This window comes from Roseateles sp., from assembly GCF_044373315.1.
In the GTDB taxonomy this organism is placed as follows: Bacteria; Pseudomonadota; Gammaproteobacteria; order Burkholderiales; family Burkholderiaceae_C; genus JACDQM01.
Genome location: NZ_JBILQK010000083.1, coordinates 1 through 16,026, shown reverse-complemented (window position 1 = coordinate 16,026; position 16,026 = coordinate 1). Strand labels below are relative to the sequence as shown.

Annotated in this window: 15 protein-coding genes; all 15 read right to left on the bottom strand. The window is 63.6% G+C overall.

What is annotated here, in order from left to right:
- Positions 1 to 96: 96 nt before the first annotated feature.
- Positions 97 to 345 carry an acyltransferase family protein gene (locus ACIQ67_RS15960; protein WP_397535366.1) on the bottom strand — a complete coding sequence of 83 codons (249 nt, stop codon included), beginning with the start codon at positions 343 to 345 and terminating at the stop codon, positions 97 to 99.
- Positions 345 to 1,556, bottom strand: a complete 1,212-nt coding sequence (locus ACIQ67_RS15955; RefSeq protein WP_397535365.1) for a type II secretion system F family protein — start codon at positions 1,554 to 1,556, stop codon at positions 345 to 347. Before ACIQ67_RS15955 ends, ACIQ67_RS15960 begins: the two co-directional genes overlap by 1 nt.
- A gap of 13 nt (positions 1,557 to 1,569) precedes the next feature.
- Positions 1,570 to 3,249, bottom strand: coding sequence for a GspE/PulE family protein (locus ACIQ67_RS15950; RefSeq protein WP_397535364.1), 1,680 nt, complete (start codon positions 3,247 to 3,249; stop codon positions 1,570 to 1,572).
- Positions 3,250 to 3,286: 37 nt separating this feature from the next.
- Entirely contained in the window at positions 3,287 to 5,437 is a 2,151-nt protein-coding gene (locus ACIQ67_RS15945; RefSeq protein WP_397535363.1) for a secretin N-terminal domain-containing protein, read from the bottom strand.
- 22 nt (positions 5,438 to 5,459) lie between these two features.
- A complete protein-coding gene (locus ACIQ67_RS15940) occupies positions 5,460 to 5,924 on the bottom strand; it encodes a type II secretion system protein N (protein ID WP_397535362.1) in 465 nt (154 codons plus the stop codon).
- Positions 5,921 to 6,526, bottom strand: coding sequence for a hypothetical protein (locus ACIQ67_RS15935; protein ID WP_397535361.1), 606 nt, complete (start codon positions 6,524 to 6,526; stop codon positions 5,921 to 5,923). The genes ACIQ67_RS15940 and ACIQ67_RS15935 overlap by 4 nt, the downstream gene beginning before the upstream one ends.
- A complete protein-coding gene (locus ACIQ67_RS15930) occupies positions 6,523 to 7,593 on the bottom strand; it encodes a PilN domain-containing protein (RefSeq protein ID WP_397535360.1) in 1,071 nt (356 codons plus the stop codon). The genes ACIQ67_RS15935 and ACIQ67_RS15930 overlap by 4 nt, the downstream gene beginning before the upstream one ends.
- A 22-nt stretch (positions 7,594 to 7,615) precedes the next feature.
- Positions 7,616 to 8,563 (bottom strand): hypothetical protein, encoded by a 948-nt coding sequence (locus ACIQ67_RS15925; protein WP_397535359.1) that lies wholly within the window; start codon positions 8,561 to 8,563, stop codon positions 7,616 to 7,618.
- Positions 8,564 to 8,631: 68 nt separating this feature from the next.
- Positions 8,632 to 9,267: a type II secretion system protein J gene (locus tag ACIQ67_RS15920; protein ID WP_397535358.1), complete on the bottom strand. Its 636-nt coding sequence runs from the start codon at positions 9,265 to 9,267 to the stop codon at positions 8,632 to 8,634.
- Positions 9,267 to 9,713, bottom strand: a complete 447-nt coding sequence (locus ACIQ67_RS15915) for a hypothetical protein (protein ID WP_397535357.1) — start codon at positions 9,711 to 9,713, stop codon at positions 9,267 to 9,269. The genes ACIQ67_RS15920 and ACIQ67_RS15915 overlap by 1 nt, the downstream gene beginning before the upstream one ends.
- Positions 9,710 to 10,120, bottom strand: coding sequence for a prepilin-type N-terminal cleavage/methylation domain-containing protein (locus ACIQ67_RS15910; protein WP_397535356.1), 411 nt, complete (start codon positions 10,118 to 10,120; stop codon positions 9,710 to 9,712). The genes ACIQ67_RS15915 and ACIQ67_RS15910 overlap by 4 nt, the downstream gene beginning before the upstream one ends.
- Complete coding sequence (gene gspG, locus ACIQ67_RS15905; protein WP_397535355.1) at positions 10,117 to 10,581, bottom strand: type II secretion system major pseudopilin GspG; 465 nt, start codon at positions 10,579 to 10,581, stop codon at positions 10,117 to 10,119. Before gspG ends, ACIQ67_RS15910 begins: the two co-directional genes overlap by 4 nt.
- 180 nt (positions 10,582 to 10,761) lie before the next feature.
- Complete coding sequence (locus tag ACIQ67_RS15900; protein WP_397535354.1) at positions 10,762 to 12,189, bottom strand: hypothetical protein; 1,428 nt, start codon at positions 12,187 to 12,189, stop codon at positions 10,762 to 10,764.
- Between the two features lie 494 nt (positions 12,190 to 12,683).
- Positions 12,684 to 14,336 carry a tetratricopeptide repeat protein gene (locus tag ACIQ67_RS15895; protein WP_397535353.1) on the bottom strand — a complete coding sequence of 551 codons (1,653 nt, stop codon included), beginning with the start codon at positions 14,334 to 14,336 and terminating at the stop codon, positions 12,684 to 12,686.
- A gap of 73 nt (positions 14,337 to 14,409) precedes the next feature.
- A partial coding sequence (locus ACIQ67_RS15890) for a polysaccharide biosynthesis protein (RefSeq protein ID WP_397535352.1) occupies positions 14,410 to 16,026 on the bottom strand: 1,617 nt, incomplete at its 5' end.

Genomic DNA, 16,026 nt, shown 5'->3' with positions numbered 1-16,026 from the left:
AGACCCAGTTCAATGTGTCCTGCCAACAGGTGCCGGCGGCGCCAGCTCTGACCTCCTGTCCCCGATCAACTCAGGTGGCGGAGTTTGGGGTGGCCATCAGTGGGGGAGTTTGGGTGGCCGCCGGGGCGCAGGCCAGGTGGCCAGCCACTGCCAGGTCAGCAAGAAGGCACTCAGGGCAAAGAACAGGTAGACACCCTGCTTGCCTATGCCCGTCAGTGACAGGCCAGGGATGAGATCCAAACCAAGGCCGCTGGCATGGCTGGCGATCACCATCAGCGCGGCCATGCCACGCAAGCCCTCCAGCGCCGCGGCCTGCGGCATCGGCAGGCGCGGGTGGTGCTGCATCACGCAGCCATGGTGTTGAGGCTGGTGATGGCCATCATGACAGCCACCATGATGACGCCGATGACCGCGCCAATCAGCAGAATCGCAAGCGGCTCGATCAGCGAGAGGACTCTTTTCTGCAGCTGACGCGATGATTCGGTCTGGATTTCGCCCAGCGTCAGGAGCATGCGGGGCAGCTCGCCGCTGCGCTCACCGACACGGATCAGGTTGAGGCGAGTTGCTGGAAACCAGGATTCGCGCGCCAGCACCTCGGACAGCATCTTGCCTCGCTCGATTTCCGTGGTCGCCTGCCCCAGCACAGCCCGCAATCGCCCCAGCCCGAGCACGCTCGCTGACAGCCGCAAAGCCGGCACGATCGGCACCCGGTTGCTGAGCAGCGAGCCCAGCAGGCTTGCCCACCGCCCGGTCTCGGTCTCGATGAGCCAGGGGCCGAGCAAGGGAAGCCGGGCCATCCACTCCTTGAAGCGAGCCCGCACCTGAGGATTGCGCAGCAGTGCCAACAGCAGCAGCAGTGCGGCCAGAACCACCAGACCGAAGTTCAACCAGTGCTGCTGCAGAAACACGCCAGCTTCGATGATCCAGCGCGACAGCAATGGAACCTCCGCCCTGGGGTTGCGCAGAATGCTGGCAAAGCGTGGCACGACGCCGATGAAGATGATCAGCACGGCCAAGGTGCCGGCGCTCACCAGGATCAAGGGGTAAGTCAGCGCGGCACGCAGCTCGGACGCAATGCGCTGTTCATGCTCCATCTGCGCTGCGGCATCAGCACAGGCCTGGGCCACCTTGCCCCCAGCATCGCCAGCCTCAAGCATCGCGCGCGCATAGTCCGGCAGACCCAGCCCACAGTCGGCAATGGCCTGCGCCAGGGGCCTGCCCGCTCGCACGTCTTGGGTCAGACGCGCCAAGGGCAGGCCCAGCGCCTGTTCACGGTAGGCGGACTCGAGCGAGGGCAAGGCCTCGTTGACCGAAATTCCCGCCTTCAGCAAGGTCGAGAGCTCGCGCAGCAGAACGATGCGGTCCGCCAGTTTGATGTTGCCTTTGCGACGCAAGGTGCGGCCACGCGTCTGCAGCGGCGTGAGCTCGAGCGGCGTGAGCCCCATTTCCAGCAAGGCTCGCGCCGCAGCGGCCTCTGACTGCGCAGCGATCACCTCACGGCGCTCGGCCCCGGTCGAGTCAAGCGCGCGGTAGCGAAAGGTCAGTTCATCAGCCATGGCGCTTCATCCGTCACTCATCGCCCGTGACACCGGCTGAACGCAGCACCTCGTCGTAGGTCGTCGCACCTGCCGCTGCCTTGCGCAGGCCATCATCAAGCAGACTCTGTCGCCCATCGGCATCGGCTTGCGCGATCAACTGGGACAGCGGCCAGCCTGATGAAATGCCGTGCTGCAGCGCCTCGCCCACGCTCACCAGTTCGTAGATACCGAGGCGTCCCTTGAATCCGGTCCCCCCGCAAGCTGAACAGCTGCCCGCATGCGACCAGCGGGGCTGAGCGAGTTCGGGCGCATCAGGGTCCGCTGCGCGCAAGCGTGCCAACGCGCTCTTGGCCAGCACGGGCTCTTCACCGGGCTGAACACAAGCCGGGCACAGACGCCGCACCAGACGCTGGGCCATGGTGGCCCTCAGCGCTGCGGCAACGAGGAAGGGCTCGACACCCATATCGGTCAAGCGGGTGATCGCCGACATCGCGTCATTCGTGTGCAGCGTCGCCAGCACCAAGTGCCCCGTCAATGCGGCCTGGATCGCAATCTCTGCCGTTTCCCGGTCCCGAATCTCACCCACCATGATGATGTCGGGGTCGTGGCGCAAAATTGAACGCAGCGCGCGGGCGAAGGTGTAGCCGATCTCGCTCTGAGTCTGGATCTGCACGACGTTCTGCAAACGGAACTCGACCGGGTCTTCCACCGTAATGATCTTGCGGGTCGCGTCATTGATGGACGCCAGTGCCGAGTAAAGGGTCGTGCTCTTGCCCGACCCGGTCGGCCCAGTGACAAGGATCAGCCCGTTGGGCCAGCCCAGCCAGCGCCGGAAGACGACGAGCTGTGCCGCCGACATCCCCAGGCGTTCCATGCCTAGATCGCTGCGCTGCTTGGGCAGCAGACGCAAAACGATCGACTCACCATGCACAGCAGGGATGGACGACACGCGAATGTCCATCTCCTGCCCCGCTGCGCGAATGCTCACGCGGCCGTCCTGCGGCAGGCGCCGCTCAGCAATATCCAGATGCGCGATCAGCTTGATCCGCGAGGCAATCGCCGGGTAGCGGGACATCGGCGCAGAGATGCGATCGTGCAGCACGCCGTCGACGCGCAAGCGCACCGCAAAGTCCTGCGCGCCGGGCTCCAGATGGATGTCCGACGCCCGCGCCTCCACCGCCTGCGCAAACACGTTGTTCACGAACGCGATGACCGGTGCATCCTCAGCCAGCTCGCGCAGGGCTTGTGCGTCCAGGCCCGTGGCAGATTCGCCGTCGACAAGACGCGCAGTCCAGCGCTCAACCAGCGAGGGCATCATCAAATGCCACTCAAGCTGGCTGCCATCTCGGGTGACGGTCAGAGACTCACGCAATTCGGTGTCGAGCGGGTCGGCACAAGCGATGGCCACCGCACCGGAGTCCGCCAGCCATGGAACAACGCCACGCGCCACAAGCCATGTCTGACGGTGGTCCAGCAGCCCGATCGCGGTCCTGATGGACTCCGCACTCAGCTGGCCTTCGTCCACAAGCGGATAGCCGAGCTGAGTCGAGAGCGCCTCGTACAGCGACCCCTCCGAGACGAAGCCCATCTTGACCAAGGTCGCACCCAGGCGGCCACCATGCCGCTGCTGGAACGCCAGCGCCTTGTCCAGGTCGTCGCTACTGAGCAGTTGGCGCTCCAGCAGCAACTGCCCGATCCGCTGCGCGATCATGGCTGCGCCTCGCAAAGGCTCTGACTCACGGCTGCCCTCATTTGGCTGGGGCAGCCGGGACCGCAGAGGCCGCTGGCTCGGCGGCTCGCGGTGAAGGCGTCGCTGTGCCGGCCCATGAACCCAGGGACCTGCGGAACGCATCGGTGATGGCTTCAGCATCGCCCTGGTTGTTCAGCACATAGGGCGTGATCAGCACGATCAGCTCGCGGCGCAGGCCCTTCTTCGTCTGGTTGCTGAAGAGGTTGCCCAACAAGGGCATGTCCTTGAATCCAGGAATGCCGGCGTTCCCGCCGCTCGACTCCTCGGAGATCAGGCCGCCCAACATCACAGTCGACCCATTGCGAAGCGTCAGCTTGGTGTCGAACTTGCGCGTACCGATCGTCGGCGAGCTGCTCACACCGGTCGTCGTCGCCTGGGCCGCACTGACTTCCTGCGTCACGTCCAGGTCGATCTGGTCGCCGGAGTGGATGGCCGGCTTCACCTTGAGAATCACGCCGGTGCTGCGGTACTGGACGGTCTGCAGCACACTGAGCGCGCCGTTGTTCGCGCCAACGGAGCCGGACTGCTGGCTGGTGATGATCGGCACCTCCTGCCCGACCTGGATCACCGCAGTTTCCCCGTTACGCGCGCTGATGCGAGGGCTGGACAAAATGGTCGCACGGTTGTCGGCGGCCAGCGCGTTCAACAAGAGTCGTGGCGAGCCGCCAGCCGACCCGACTACCTTGTAGGTGAACCCCGAGCTTCCGATCGCGAGGCCGCCGAGCGTTCCGCCAGTTGCCGTGGAGCCGCCCGCCGTCGCCTGGTTGAAGAACCATTCAACGCCCAGCTGGGAATTGTTGTCCACCGACAGCTCGGCCACCGTCACCTCGATGAGCGCACTCTTGGCGGGCTTGTCCAGGCTCTGCAGCAAGGCCGTCAACTGCGAGTACTCCTCAGGATTGGCCTGAAAGATCAGCATATTGGAGGAGGCATCCACCACCACCGAACTGCCGCGCGCAGCAGGCGCCCCACCCGCCTGCCCTTGCGGCGCAGCAGTCGTGCGGACACCCGTCAGCAGTTGTTCCAGGGTCTTCGCCAAGTCCGATGCGTCTTTATGCTTGACGGCATAGGTGAAGAAGTTGCGGCCAATGCCACGTTCGTTGGGGCGATCCAGCCGCACAGCCCAGCCCTTGATGTGACTCAGTAGCGCTTCGGAGTTGGCGAACACGAACACCGAGTTCAGCGCCGTGACGGGCAGCAAGATGATGGGCGAGCGCGTGCCGGAGCCGAGGTTCGTCCCCACGGGCTGCACCACATAGCCTTCGGCGGACAGCACATCGTAAAGACGCCTCGCCAAGTCATCGGCAGACCAGTAGCTGGGCGTCAGCGCCAAGCTGCCGCGTCCCGCCATGACGGGTTGATCAAGGACGCGGATCGCCTCCAAGGCCGCAGTGACGTTGTCCGTATTGCCGCTGACCAGCAGCGCGTTGCGCGAAGGGTCCTCCTGGGTCTTCACGCGCTCACCAAAGACCGTGCGCAGCCAGATGGAGACCTCGGCTGGGCGAACCGCCTGCAGTTCAACCAGGTGGAAGATCGGGCGCAGCGACGCGGGCGTCTCCGGGTTGGCCGAGCCGCGACGAATCTCTGGAAACACGGCGGCACTCGCATCATCAGGCACCACCCGGATCAGACCACCCGTGTCGAGCGCCGAGACACCATAGGTCTTGAGCAGCAACTTGACGGCCGATTCGATCTGCTCGGCCGTCTGCGCCCCGCCCGTCCGGAACGTGACCAGATCTCGCCGGGCAAGCACGCGCGAGTCGACACTGACGTTCTTTTTGAGCACCTCGGCAAAGACGATCTGGGCGAATGAGCCCAGCGCAATTTGCTCCAGATTGATGGCCGACACCGCCTTGGCATCAATGCCCGGAGTCACCGCGGCGGGGCCCGCATCGCCACGTGCGCGCGATACCGGCGCTGGCGGTGCAGCGATGGTCTGCACGCGCAGCCCCGCCTCGCCTTGGCCGGCGCTGACCGTGGTCAAGGGTGAAGATGCGGCCACCGGAGACACCATCGGAGCGGGAACGACGGGGCCCTGCGGCACGGACATGCAAGCGGTGAGCGCCAGCGTGCTGGTGCCTGCAATCCAGCCTCTGAGGCTACAGGCCAGCGCCAGCATCGTCGGCGTCGTCGGAGTCGGCGTTTTCATCTGTTGGGTTCCTGTGCGGCACTCAAGGTGCCGTCTCAGCGCGCTCTAGCGCCAATGTGTACTGTCGTTTGCGGACTTCGACGCAAACATGACGTTCGTCGATGCGGGTAATCCGGAAGTCACCCGGCAACCTGTCCCCGACTTTGAAGAACTGCTGCGGCTTGCTGGGGTCTGCAAAGACAACCAGGGCCCGCCGAGCATCCGGGGGGCCGACGACACCGGCAAGCCGCCAGCGCATGTCCGGCGGCGGACCTGCAGCGGCTTCAGCCTGTGTCGCCGCCTGCTTGCCCCAAAACGGCGCGCCTGCAACCAGAACTGGCGTCGACACGGGGACATTCCAACGCGGCAGGGGCTCGGCGCTCCAAGGGTCACGCGCCTTGGCACTTACCACCTCGGGTAGGCCTTCAACAGGCACGCCAAACCAGAGTACCACGCTCATCGCGCCTGCTGCCAGCAGCCAGCGGCCCATCATCGTCGGCTTGCTCATGGCTTCTCCGAAGGACTGGAGACGCGCACCTGCACGTCGATCTCCGCCTGCTGCGGCGTCGTCCATGTCTTCAGCTGCAGCCGACGAACACTCAGGCCTCGTTCAACCTGACCGAGCTCAAACAGCAAGGAACTCAAGGCGAGCGGCGTGAAGTCGGCGGAAAGCCTGAGGGCAATCACGCCTGTGGTCTTCTCCGTCTGGCTTGATCCGACGGCAGCGGCCTCATTGCTGGCCACAGCGACGCTCAGGTCACGCACCGCCAAGCCGGCCTTGCCTGCTGATGCACGAAGCCAGTCCTGAACCTCTGCCTGTGCCAGACCAGGACGAGTTTCGACCCAGGTGAGGGCCTTGGCCGCCTTCGACTGTTCCATGGCTTGACCCAGCCGGGCCTCCCACTGTGCTGCATCTTGCAGGCTCCGCAACTCCAGCGTCTGCCGGCGCAGATCGGCCAGCTTGGCCAATTGAGATGGCGTCTGATCAGACAGCAGCAAGAGGCCGTAGCCCCACAGGATCGCCAGCACCGCCAGGCAGGCCAGCCTCAGCCGTGCATTGGTTTGCCACTGCTCGCGTGCATCTCGCAGCATCTCTTGCAGTGCGTTCATGTGGCCCCCGCTTTGCGCGGCGCATCGGAGGCCGGCGCTGACGCCTGTGATGGTGGGACAAGCACCACTGGATTGACGCGCATCGTGTAAGCAACCCAGTTTGCCTGCAACTGTGCTCGCTGCTCAACGATGCTGCCGAAGACGCCTGTTGACTGAAGGCGCTCCACGAGCGCGCTGCGAGACAGCCCGGGCGCAAGCTCAACTGTCAGCTTGAGCTTGTCACCCTCCTGATCAAACTCCTTGAGCACGACCCCTTCCTTGGGCAGAACCTCGCTCAGTTCCTTCATGACCAGCAGCGGGGACTGCGTACGCAGGCCACGGACCAGATCAGCGGTGGAGCTGTTGAGCTGCATGGCCTCAGTACGAAGACGCGCAACGGAGCTGGCAGCTGCAGACAATGTCTCGACTTGCTCCTCCGCCTGACGCACCGCGCTGTGCAGGCTCCAGGCTTCGTGCACGACTGGAACGGTGAGCCCGACCAGGAGCAAGCCGCCGCCGAAGACAATCAACCTTTCCAGCCTTGCCACCGAATCCTGAGACTGGTCCGGACTACGCAGCTCAATCCAAGGTCGCTTGCCTTCAGGAACTGGTGCCACCGCAGGCGGGCTGTCGCCAGCCGGTCCCGGCGTCAGTCGGATGAAATTGCTCCACTCCACCTCGGAAGGCGGCTCCGGCCACCAGCGACTGGAAAGCAGCATGCCCTGCTGCCAGACCTGCCCCTCATAACCCTCACGCAGACTGACAAGGCGGCAGCCATCACCCTCGGGCGGAAGCAGGAGCGCGGACTCTGGCACCCACTCGATGTCGTCTGCAGAAAGACCTGCCTGCGCAGCGGCGGCGGAAGCCTGAACCGCATCCCAGCCGAAACAGATGCCCTGCCCGCCTTTCAGGCCAAAGCGCAGGGTCGCATCTTCAAACGGCTGCCAGGCAAGCGCCTGAGCACGCAAGGCTGCAGGCCGATCCTGCACGGAAATGCCGCCAGACAAGTCGAAATGCCGCACCCGGAGAAGGCTGCGCGCCACGACCACGCGACGACGCCCCAGGCCCGCACGGCCGGCGAGGTTCAAGCCCGCGCGGCCAAGCCAGCTGTCATTTGTTGTCGCTCGAAGCGCTGAGCGAAAAGTAGAGAGGTTCAAACGCGGGTCCTGAAAGGTTCACGGCTGTGGGCTTCGGCACTGCCCGGGAACGGATGACTTGCCAAGGCGCTTGCAACCCTCCGGGCAAAACGCGCAGATTGTACTCACGCGCTCTCGGCTGGCCTTGAACCCAGAGCGTCAGGCGGTACTCATCGCCAGAGTGGAACATGAACGAGTCAGCATCGAGCGAGAGACCAGTTCGCGCCGTGGCCGCCGCGCCATCTGCGAAAGGCGCAGTCACCCTGAGCGTTTCAAACAACTGAAGCTGCTCGGGCGCCGCGCCTGGCACCAGGGCCGCCAAGACCTTGCGCGGTGCGGTGTTCGGATTCCACAGGGGCGAGACGCGGGTGCTCAGCACGGGCAGCAGACGTTCGCAGAGCTCGATCACATCAAGCCAGGCAGGAAGCTGGCACAACTCACCGGACGAGCGCAGCATGTCATTGCGCGGGCCAAGCAGCCCCGCCTCAAGATACTGTGGACGTTCAGCCCCATTCAGCCGCCGGAGATCATCGGTATCGATGTAGTCAGCGAGGACATCAATCAAGCGGTCGACCTTCTCTGCGGCCATGCCCTCGTTCAGCAGCAACTGGCGAAACTGCTTCGCAGATGGCTGATTCACACTCAGCAAACCGCGCTCATCCTGAAGACTGGCCCAGACGTCAGGCGACAGCCGGTACCAGCGCCCGTCTGCAACCCACTGTGCGGCCAGGCCGTCGCCAACACCATTCGCATTGATCCCTGCCGTACTCAACCAATAGTTCGCCAGAGCGAAGGCGCTTTGCATCGAACGCTCGGCCGAGACCTCCCGCATGAAGGAACTGACCCGCGCTCGCTCCCCGTCCATGCGCGAGCCGAAGCTTGCGCCGACCAAAGCAAGCACGGTCAATGCGGCGAGCGCCATGACGAGTATGTAGCCCCGCATGTGGCGCGGCATCACGGCTCGCGGGCTGCTCCGGCGCTGGCGACGGGTCATAGCCGCTCCAGTTCCTTCAAGACCGGCGGGGGCATGGCTGAGGCGTCAATCTGCACGATCAGGCGAGGCCACTCCGCCATCCCGGTTTCGACAGCGACGACTGTCGGCAGGACTCGCCGCTCCGAGGCCGGCGCTTGACTCCACTCGACATGCCATTGCGCCAGGTGGTCGAGGTACTGAAAGCTGCCCGCCCGGCCCGGCCAGTCGAACAGCGTCACTGCGGACGAATCAGCCGGCGGCTTTCCGTCCATATCAAGTGGGCGGACATAGAGTGCCGAACGATCAGAAGCCTTGTCGTAGCGAATGCCGAATTCAAGAGCACCGAATTCGCCCGTGGACGCAAAGGGGGACGCCGACGTCTGCAGTCTGAGCATTTGCGCCGAGCCCTCAAATGGCTGCCCTCCGGACCCACTGCGAACCGGCAGAGCCCCTCGGATGGCTTCGCGCAGCATGCCGGCCCGCAAGCGCAGCACGCCCTGCTCAAAGCGTCCGGCATCCAGCGACTGCTCGATTCGCATCGCCTGTTGCAGCATCTGGCCCAGCAGAGTGACCACGAAGCTCGTGATCACCAGCGCGACCAGAACTTCCAGCAGCGTCAATCCTTGCTCAGCACCTGGCGCATTGCGGGACATCACACGCCTCGGCTATGCGATCGAAGAACTTCGAAGCTGATCTGCGCGCCGGTCGCAGCATCACGGGCGCGAACCCGCAACAGATAGACCCCAACCCGCCACGCGCCAGCTGAAACACCATCAAACGCCCGGTTCGGAACTGTGGCCTTGAATGGACTTGTGCGCCATTCAAGCCGGAGATTGTTGAACTCCGCTTCACCGTCGACCGAAGGATCGATGGATGCAAGCAAGCCCATCGCATCCTGCTCCAAGCGCGCCTGCGCGGCCAGGACTTGCAGCTGATTGGCCGTGCGCAGGTTGTGACTCATCCATGAAATGAGTGCCACACCCGTCGTCGACAGGAGAACCAGCGCGACGATGACCTCGAGCAAGGTCAAGCCTGCGCTAGCAATCAAAGGGCGGCGCGTCTTCGCCTGCGATGCATGCATGGCGCTCAGGTCACTCATCCCTCGGCCGCGCGAGCAACCGAAACGATCCCAGTGAGTGGGGCAATGCCCCAAACCTCGCTGCGCCCCCCCTTGAAGCGCAACTCCACCTGCCCTCCAGATGCAGCGCCCGTCGATGAGTAGACGATGGGTTTGACAAGAACGATGTCCACGGTAGACGGCAGGGAAGGCACGCTGCGCCTGAGCTGAACAGCGTCGACAACCAGTCGGGCGCCGGTCTCAAAGGCTTGCAAGGGCAGCGCCTGAAGATGAGCCCTCAGCTCGCTCTGCCAAGCGCGTTCTTCACTGCGCTCAATCCAGCGGTACATCTGCGGACCGACAAGCGCAGCAGACATCGCCACCAGCGCCAGTACAACCAGCAACTCAAGCAGCGTGAAGCCTCTAACAGCGGACGCTGCGACCTTCATTGCGCGGGCAGCACCCCGATGTCGCGTGCGTCGCCTTCACCGCCACGTTTGCCATCAGAACCGAAAGAGAACAAGGCGAACGCCTGCCCGTCAGCACCAGGAATAGCGTACTGATACGGTTGCCCCCAGGGATCGAGTGGGACGCTGTCATCCAGGTACGGCCCCCTCCATCTGGGAGCCAATGCAGCATCCGCTGGCGCCTTGGACAGCAGGCTCAAGCCCTCATCAGGTGTCGGCAGGCGCCCGATGTCCAGGCGGACATTCTCAAGGGCACCGCGAAGCATCTTCACCTGCGTCTGCGCAGTCGTGACCTTGGACTGGTCGACCTTGGAGAACAAGCGCGGCCCCACCAATCCAGCCAGCAATCCGATGATCACCAGCACCACGAGCATCTCGAGGAGCGTGAAGCCCGAATGTCCCGCATTCGGTCGGTTGGAACTGGCAAATCGCTTGAAGGGCATGGTCTTGCTTGAGACGGGTTGAAGGATTCGTGGGCGCGTGCAGCAACAGGTGCTCAATAAATCGTGCCAAGAAAAAGACCAGCGCTGCGGCTGGTCATTGTATTGCGCTCCCAGCACATTGCTGACAGGCAAAAAAAGAGAGGGCCGAAGCCCTCTCCTTCAACCACTGCGAAGCAGTGATTAGTTGGTTCCCGGACGGACCATGTTCGAGTTGCTGACAGCACCCGAAGTCTGGTTCACGATCTGGTACACGCCTTGGATCGTAGCGTTCGGACGGGCAACCGTGAACACTGCGAAGCCGCGCGGCGAGCCGGTGAACGAAGCAGCCAGGTCGGTTGCCGGGATCACCAGTTGCTTGCCTGCCGGGATCGAGCCGCTAACAACAGAGCCCAGGGTCACGGTGTTGCCGTCTTCAGCACGAATCGACACGGTGAACGGAGCAGCAGCCGAACCGGTGTTGGTCAGCACGAAGCGCGAGACAAAGCCCGGAGTCGTCTGGAACAGCGGAGCCTGCAGTTCAGTACCGTTACGGGTGATCTCGCTCACTTGACCCGAAGCCGTGTTGGCCACAGCGTAGGTTGCAGGCGTTGCCGAGACAGCAGTCAGATCAGCCGAGTAGGTCGACGCAGCGATCGTCAGCGTTGCCGGGGCAGTCTGGCGAGGCTCGTAGCACAGGTGCGGGTTGCCGGTCGTGGCGGTGGCGCCCACGTTGAATGTTGCTGTACCAGCAGTGACTGCGTCAGCAGGCACAGTGACGCCCACGCAAGTCGCGTTAGCCGACAGATAAACGCGGCTCAGAGCGGCGCCGGTGTAGGAGCCGTTCGAGTTGGCAGCACCGCTGAAGTCACCAGTGATCGCCAGCTTGGTACCGGTGGCGCCAGTAGCCATCAGGTCAGACAGGGCCACGGCGTTGCCGTCAGCCTTGACCGGCACTGTAGCAGCCAGCTTGTAGTCGATCGAGGCCAGACGTGCACGAACCGTCGAGCCAGAGGTCTGACCAGACTTGAAGGCGGTGAACGCGGGCGATGCCTCCACGTCAGCAATAGCCGAGTCCGTCGTCACAACAGTGCGATGGCTCTTTGCAAAGCTGATGTAAGCCTTGTTTTCCTTGTTCACGATACGGCCAGTCACGCCGCCAGCTTGCGCTTGCGAAGGCTGGTCATAGACCGAGTAGCTCACGGTCATGTTCGAGGCCGTGCCGGAGATGCTGCGGGTACCCGCGATCGTCAGCGTGTTGTTGGCAGCAATGCCGCCCACACCAGCAGTGATCGAGAAGTAGACAACGCTGGTGCCGACACCGTTGATGGCGCCGATCGAAGCATTGACCGCGTTCGTCGTTGCGGATGCAGCGGTGAACACACCGTTGGCCAGCTCAACGCGGACGTAACGGACTTCACCGTTGGACAGGGCGTAACCGACGGTCGACACGATGTCCAGCGCGTTGGCCAAATTGGTCAGAGTGACCGGAGCGGCAGCCGTAGCGATGATTTCGTTAGCAACCGTGACGGGTGCCGGCGTGGTCGCATCGATGTTGACCTGGGCAAATGCGCCGGAAGCCGCAACGGAAGCCGCGATCGCAGCCACTGCGTTGAGTTTAAATTTCTTCATTAAAAGCACTCCACAAATTTGTTGGAACATGAACGCCTTGACTCGCGAATCAAGCGTACAGCACGAGTACGCTCACTCATTCTATGCATGCGCACTTCTGAGTGTCAATCTGACCCACACAACCGAAGCAGCTGCCAACTTCGGTTGTACGGAGCTGATTGATGCTACGCACAAACCTCCCTTTCACGCTGCCAACTTTCAACTTGAATGTGGTGTAGCGCCCGTGGGATGCGGAAAGCTTATCAGAGCTTTGGTGGTCCACTGGGCAACAGATGCAGGGACTTTCCCCCAAGCGCAATACTTTTGTTGTCAAAACCACACATCGTGCCATGCCAAGTCCGGCGAGCCTCTGCACGAGAAGCGGAAGGCGGGAGTCCCTGCTCAGCGAGTTGAGGCGCTCGAAGTCCTTACACGACTTGTTCTGCCCTTTTAATCACCCTGGTCCAAACTGGCCCTGACCCGGAAAAAACAGACGCACGCACCGCCTGCGGACATCACGCAGAGCGCCCAAGCCCCCGCAGAAGATTGGCGAGATCCGCAGCAAAGGTTTCTGCTCGGCACAGCGGCGACGATGCGAGGCGCTCACGAAGCGTCGATCGCAGCGCAACAAGCGTTTCCGGCTGCTTCGCATAGGCGACTGCTTTGGCCACGTAATCCAGCGTGTCCGTAGCAATCCAGTTGTCGAGCCCGACATTCTTCAGGAATGACTCCCCCTGCCGAGCGATCATGCCCTTGCCGCGCTGGGTCAGCACGGGCACGCCCATCCAGAGCCCGTCCAGGCTGGTGGCTCCGCCTGGAAATGGAAAGGGGTCCAAGGCGATGTCGACACGAGCAAAGGCCTGCAGATAGTCAGCGTACGAGTGATAGCCTTCGATCAGGACTCGCGCCAGATCAACGCCCGCTTCGGCCAAGAGCTGTGCAACGTAGCGCTGGCAGGAGCCGTGGTGATACTGGCGACCCTTCAGCAAGAGCCGGGCTGACGGCAGCGCGCGGAGAATCTCCGCCCACGCCCGGGCTACATCAGCATTCAGCTTCACGACGTTGTTGAAGCAACCGAAGGTGACGCAGCCCGCTTGCGCTGACGGTGGAGGGGTTAAATCAGGACTATGAGCCGGGGGCGGAAATAGCAGCCTTGTCGCTGGCAGGAAGGCGAGGCGCTCACTGTAGAACTCTTGATCTGCAGCCTCTGCACAGTACGGATCCACCAGCACATAGTCCATCATCGGCAAGCCGGTCGTCGCGCCATAGCCGAGCCATGAAACCTGTACGGGCGCAGGTCTCAATGCGAACACGCCCAGCCGGTTGTGCGCTGTGTGCCCGCTCAGATCAACCAGCACATCGACTGAATCGCTGCGAATCAAGTCCGCTGCCTGCCGGTCGGACATGCAGCGAACCGGGCGCCAGGTTGTCCCGCCGCTCGCGAGCTCAGCCGTCAACTCGTCGTCTCGGCTGTTGTTGGAATACAAGAACAGGTCAACCTCGCACTTGGCAAGTGGCTTGAGCAAGCGCTTCAGCATCAGGCCGACGGGGTGCATGCGCAGGTCACCAGATACAAAGCCGACCCGAAACCGGGCTGTGTTCGAACGCGCCAGCGACGCCACGGGCCGTGAAGCATCGCCCGAGTTGAGTGCATAGCGCTGACCCACCTCGAAGTGCCGGTCCGCGATCCACCGCTGCGAAGCTCCGGGCTGATACAGCGTCGTCATCAGGTAGTTGGACGAAGCCTCCCGATTGGCCGGGTCCTGTCTCATGGCGCGCTCGAAGAAGACCAGGGCTTCTTCGGCTCGGCCGCACTCCATCAAGCCAACACCCGCGTTGTTGAGCGCATCAGCCCAATCTGGCGCCAGCTCGGCTGCGCGCAGCATGTGGGCCAGGCCTTGATCCAGTTCTCCAACGGCCTGGCACGCAATCCCTGCATTGAAGTGCATGCCGGCGGTCGCCCCAATCGCAATTGCCGCGTCGATGAATTCGAGCGCCTGCTTCGCATGACCCGACTGCAGCGCGACTGCACCCAGCATGTGCAGCGCCTCTGCATGCCGCGGCTGATGTTGCAGGACTTGCCTATAGAGCCGCTCTGCCTGCTGCAGCTGGCCCTGCTCCAGGTAGGCACCGGCTTGAACGAAGAGTGCTTGTGGATCTGCTGACATCTGGTTCTTCTTAAACGATTGAACGCTTCTCTACCCCGGCGAGCGGCAGGCCGTCTAGGCCCCGGACACATCCTCAGTGTCCGGCCGGCCTGACCGCGGGAGCGAACTCCTTCACCAGCTGCGCAAGAGCCTGCCGCACATCGTCGTCGCTCAGCGCACTGCCCCGCGCACAGATGGGCTCCAGCCAGTCCAGGACGCGCCCCGCAGCCTCCGCATCATTGAGCCGGGCGATGCTCAGCTGCGCAATGGCAGTCGGCAGGGTCGTATCGCTCTCGGCCAAGAGCTCTTCGTAGAGCTTTTCGCCCGGCCGCAAGCCGCTGAAATCAATGCGGATGTCTTCCAGACTGTGACCGGATAGACGGATCATGTCCCGCGCCAAGTCCAGAATCCGCACGGGCTCGCCCATGTCCAGCACATAGACCCGCCCGCTTTCACCGATGGCGGCGGCTTGCACGACCAAACGTGCCGCCTCGGGAATGGTCATGAAGTAGCGGGTGATTTCCGGGTGTGTCACCGTGACCGGCCCACCCTTGGCGATCTGTTCCTTGAACTTGGGAATCACGCTGCCGCTGGAGCCCAGCACATTGCCGAAGCGCACTGCCATGAAGCGGGTGTCTGCGTGTAACCCGGCCATACGGCTGATCACCAGTTCGGCCGCGCGCTTGGTGGCACCCATCACATTGGTCGGGTTCACCGCCTTGTCGGTGCTGATCAGCACGAAGCGCTCGGCGCCGGACTCCGCCGCCGCCAGTGCCGCGTGATACGTCCCCAGCGTGTTGTTGCGCAGCGCAGCCCAGGCGTTCTCTTCTTCCATCAGCGGCACATGCTTGTAGGCCGCGGCGTGGAAGACGATCTGCGGCCGGTGGCGGGCGAAGGTGTGCCGCAGATGCGCCAAGTCCTTCACATCGCCAATCAGACGCAGCAGCGGGATGTGCGGGAAGCGCCCGGACAACTCCTGCTCGATGGTGTAGAGCGCAAGCTCAGACTGCTCATAAAGCACCAGGCGCTGCGGCCCGAAGCGCGCCACCTGGCGGCACAGCTCGCTGCCGATGCTGCCCCCGGCGCCGGTGATCAGCACCACCTTGCCGCCAATGACCTCGCTGATACCAGCCTCGTCCAGCTGCACGGATTCGCGTCCCAGCAGATCCTCAGGCTCGATATCGCGCAGCTGCTCGGGGCGGCGGCCCGACAGCAACTCGGCGCTGCTGGGCACAGTCAGCACATGCAGGCCAGTTTCAGCAGCCAGGTCGAAGGCACGGCGGCGCCGTGCGCCCTGCACCGAGGGCATCGCAACGATCACTTGCGTGATGCCGTGCAAGGCCGACAGACGCTGCAGATCATCCAGCGTACCCAGGACAGGGATGCCGCCGATGCGCAGGCCACGCTTGGCGGGGTCGTCATCCAGCAGCCCGACCACCACCCAGCCCTGGTGCTGGATGCCCGCCACCAGCAGCCGTGCCGCCTGCCCAGCGCCCAGCACCAGCACGCGCTGCGATTCAAGCGCCGTGCCGCTGATGCGGCCGCGCATGTGCTCATAGAGCATGCGATAGCCCAGGCGCATCATCGCCAGCCCGATCAGGCTGAACACCGGATGCAGGGCCAGCACCGCGCGCGGCACCTGCCGCAGCTCGGCCATCAGCACCAGCGTGGCTCCCACAGTGCCGGCGATCAAGCAGGCCAAGGCCAAGCG

What these genes read in the sequence shown, in the direction of transcription:
- gspG (WP_397535355.1), bottom strand. Translation starts at nt 10,581, where the DNA reads ATGCCCTTCAAGCGATTTGCCAGTTCCAACCGACCGAATGCGGGACAT.
- ACIQ67_RS15935 (WP_397535361.1), bottom strand. Translation starts at nt 6,526, where the DNA reads ATGAACGCACTGCAAGAGATGCTGCGAGATGCACGCGAGCAGTGGCAA.
- ACIQ67_RS15955 (WP_397535365.1), bottom strand. Translation starts at nt 1,556, where the DNA reads ATGGCTGATGAACTGACCTTTCGCTACCGCGCGCTTGACTCGACCGGG.
- ACIQ67_RS15900 (WP_397535354.1), bottom strand. Translation starts at nt 12,189, where the DNA reads ATGAAGAAATTTAAACTCAACGCAGTGGCTGCGATCGCGGCTTCCGTT.
- ACIQ67_RS15895 (WP_397535353.1), bottom strand. Translation starts at nt 14,336, where the DNA reads ATGTCAGCAGATCCACAAGCACTCTTCGTTCAAGCCGGTGCCTACCTG.
- ACIQ67_RS15940 (WP_397535362.1), bottom strand. Translation starts at nt 5,924, where the DNA reads ATGAGCAAGCCGACGATGATGGGCCGCTGGCTGCTGGCAGCAGGCGCG.
- ACIQ67_RS15910 (WP_397535356.1), bottom strand. Translation starts at nt 10,120, where the DNA reads ATGAAGGTCGCAGCGTCCGCTGTTAGAGGCTTCACGCTGCTTGAGTTG.
- ACIQ67_RS15950 (WP_397535364.1), bottom strand. Translation starts at nt 3,249, where the DNA reads ATGATCGCGCAGCGGATCGGGCAGTTGCTGCTGGAGCGCCAACTGCTC.
- ACIQ67_RS15945 (WP_397535363.1), bottom strand. Translation starts at nt 5,437, where the DNA reads ATGAAAACGCCGACTCCGACGACGCCGACGATGCTGGCGCTGGCCTGT.
- ACIQ67_RS15960 (WP_397535366.1), bottom strand. Translation starts at nt 345, where the DNA reads ATGCAGCACCACCCGCGCCTGCCGATGCCGCAGGCCGCGGCGCTGGAG.
- ACIQ67_RS15915 (WP_397535357.1), bottom strand. Translation starts at nt 9,713, where the DNA reads ATGAGTGACCTGAGCGCCATGCATGCATCGCAGGCGAAGACGCGCCGC.
- ACIQ67_RS15925 (WP_397535359.1), bottom strand. Translation starts at nt 8,563, where the DNA reads ATGGCGCTCGCCGCATTGACCGTGCTTGCTTTGGTCGGCGCAAGCTTC.
- ACIQ67_RS15920 (WP_397535358.1), bottom strand. Translation starts at nt 9,267, where the DNA reads ATGTCCCGCAATGCGCCAGGTGCTGAGCAAGGATTGACGCTGCTGGAA.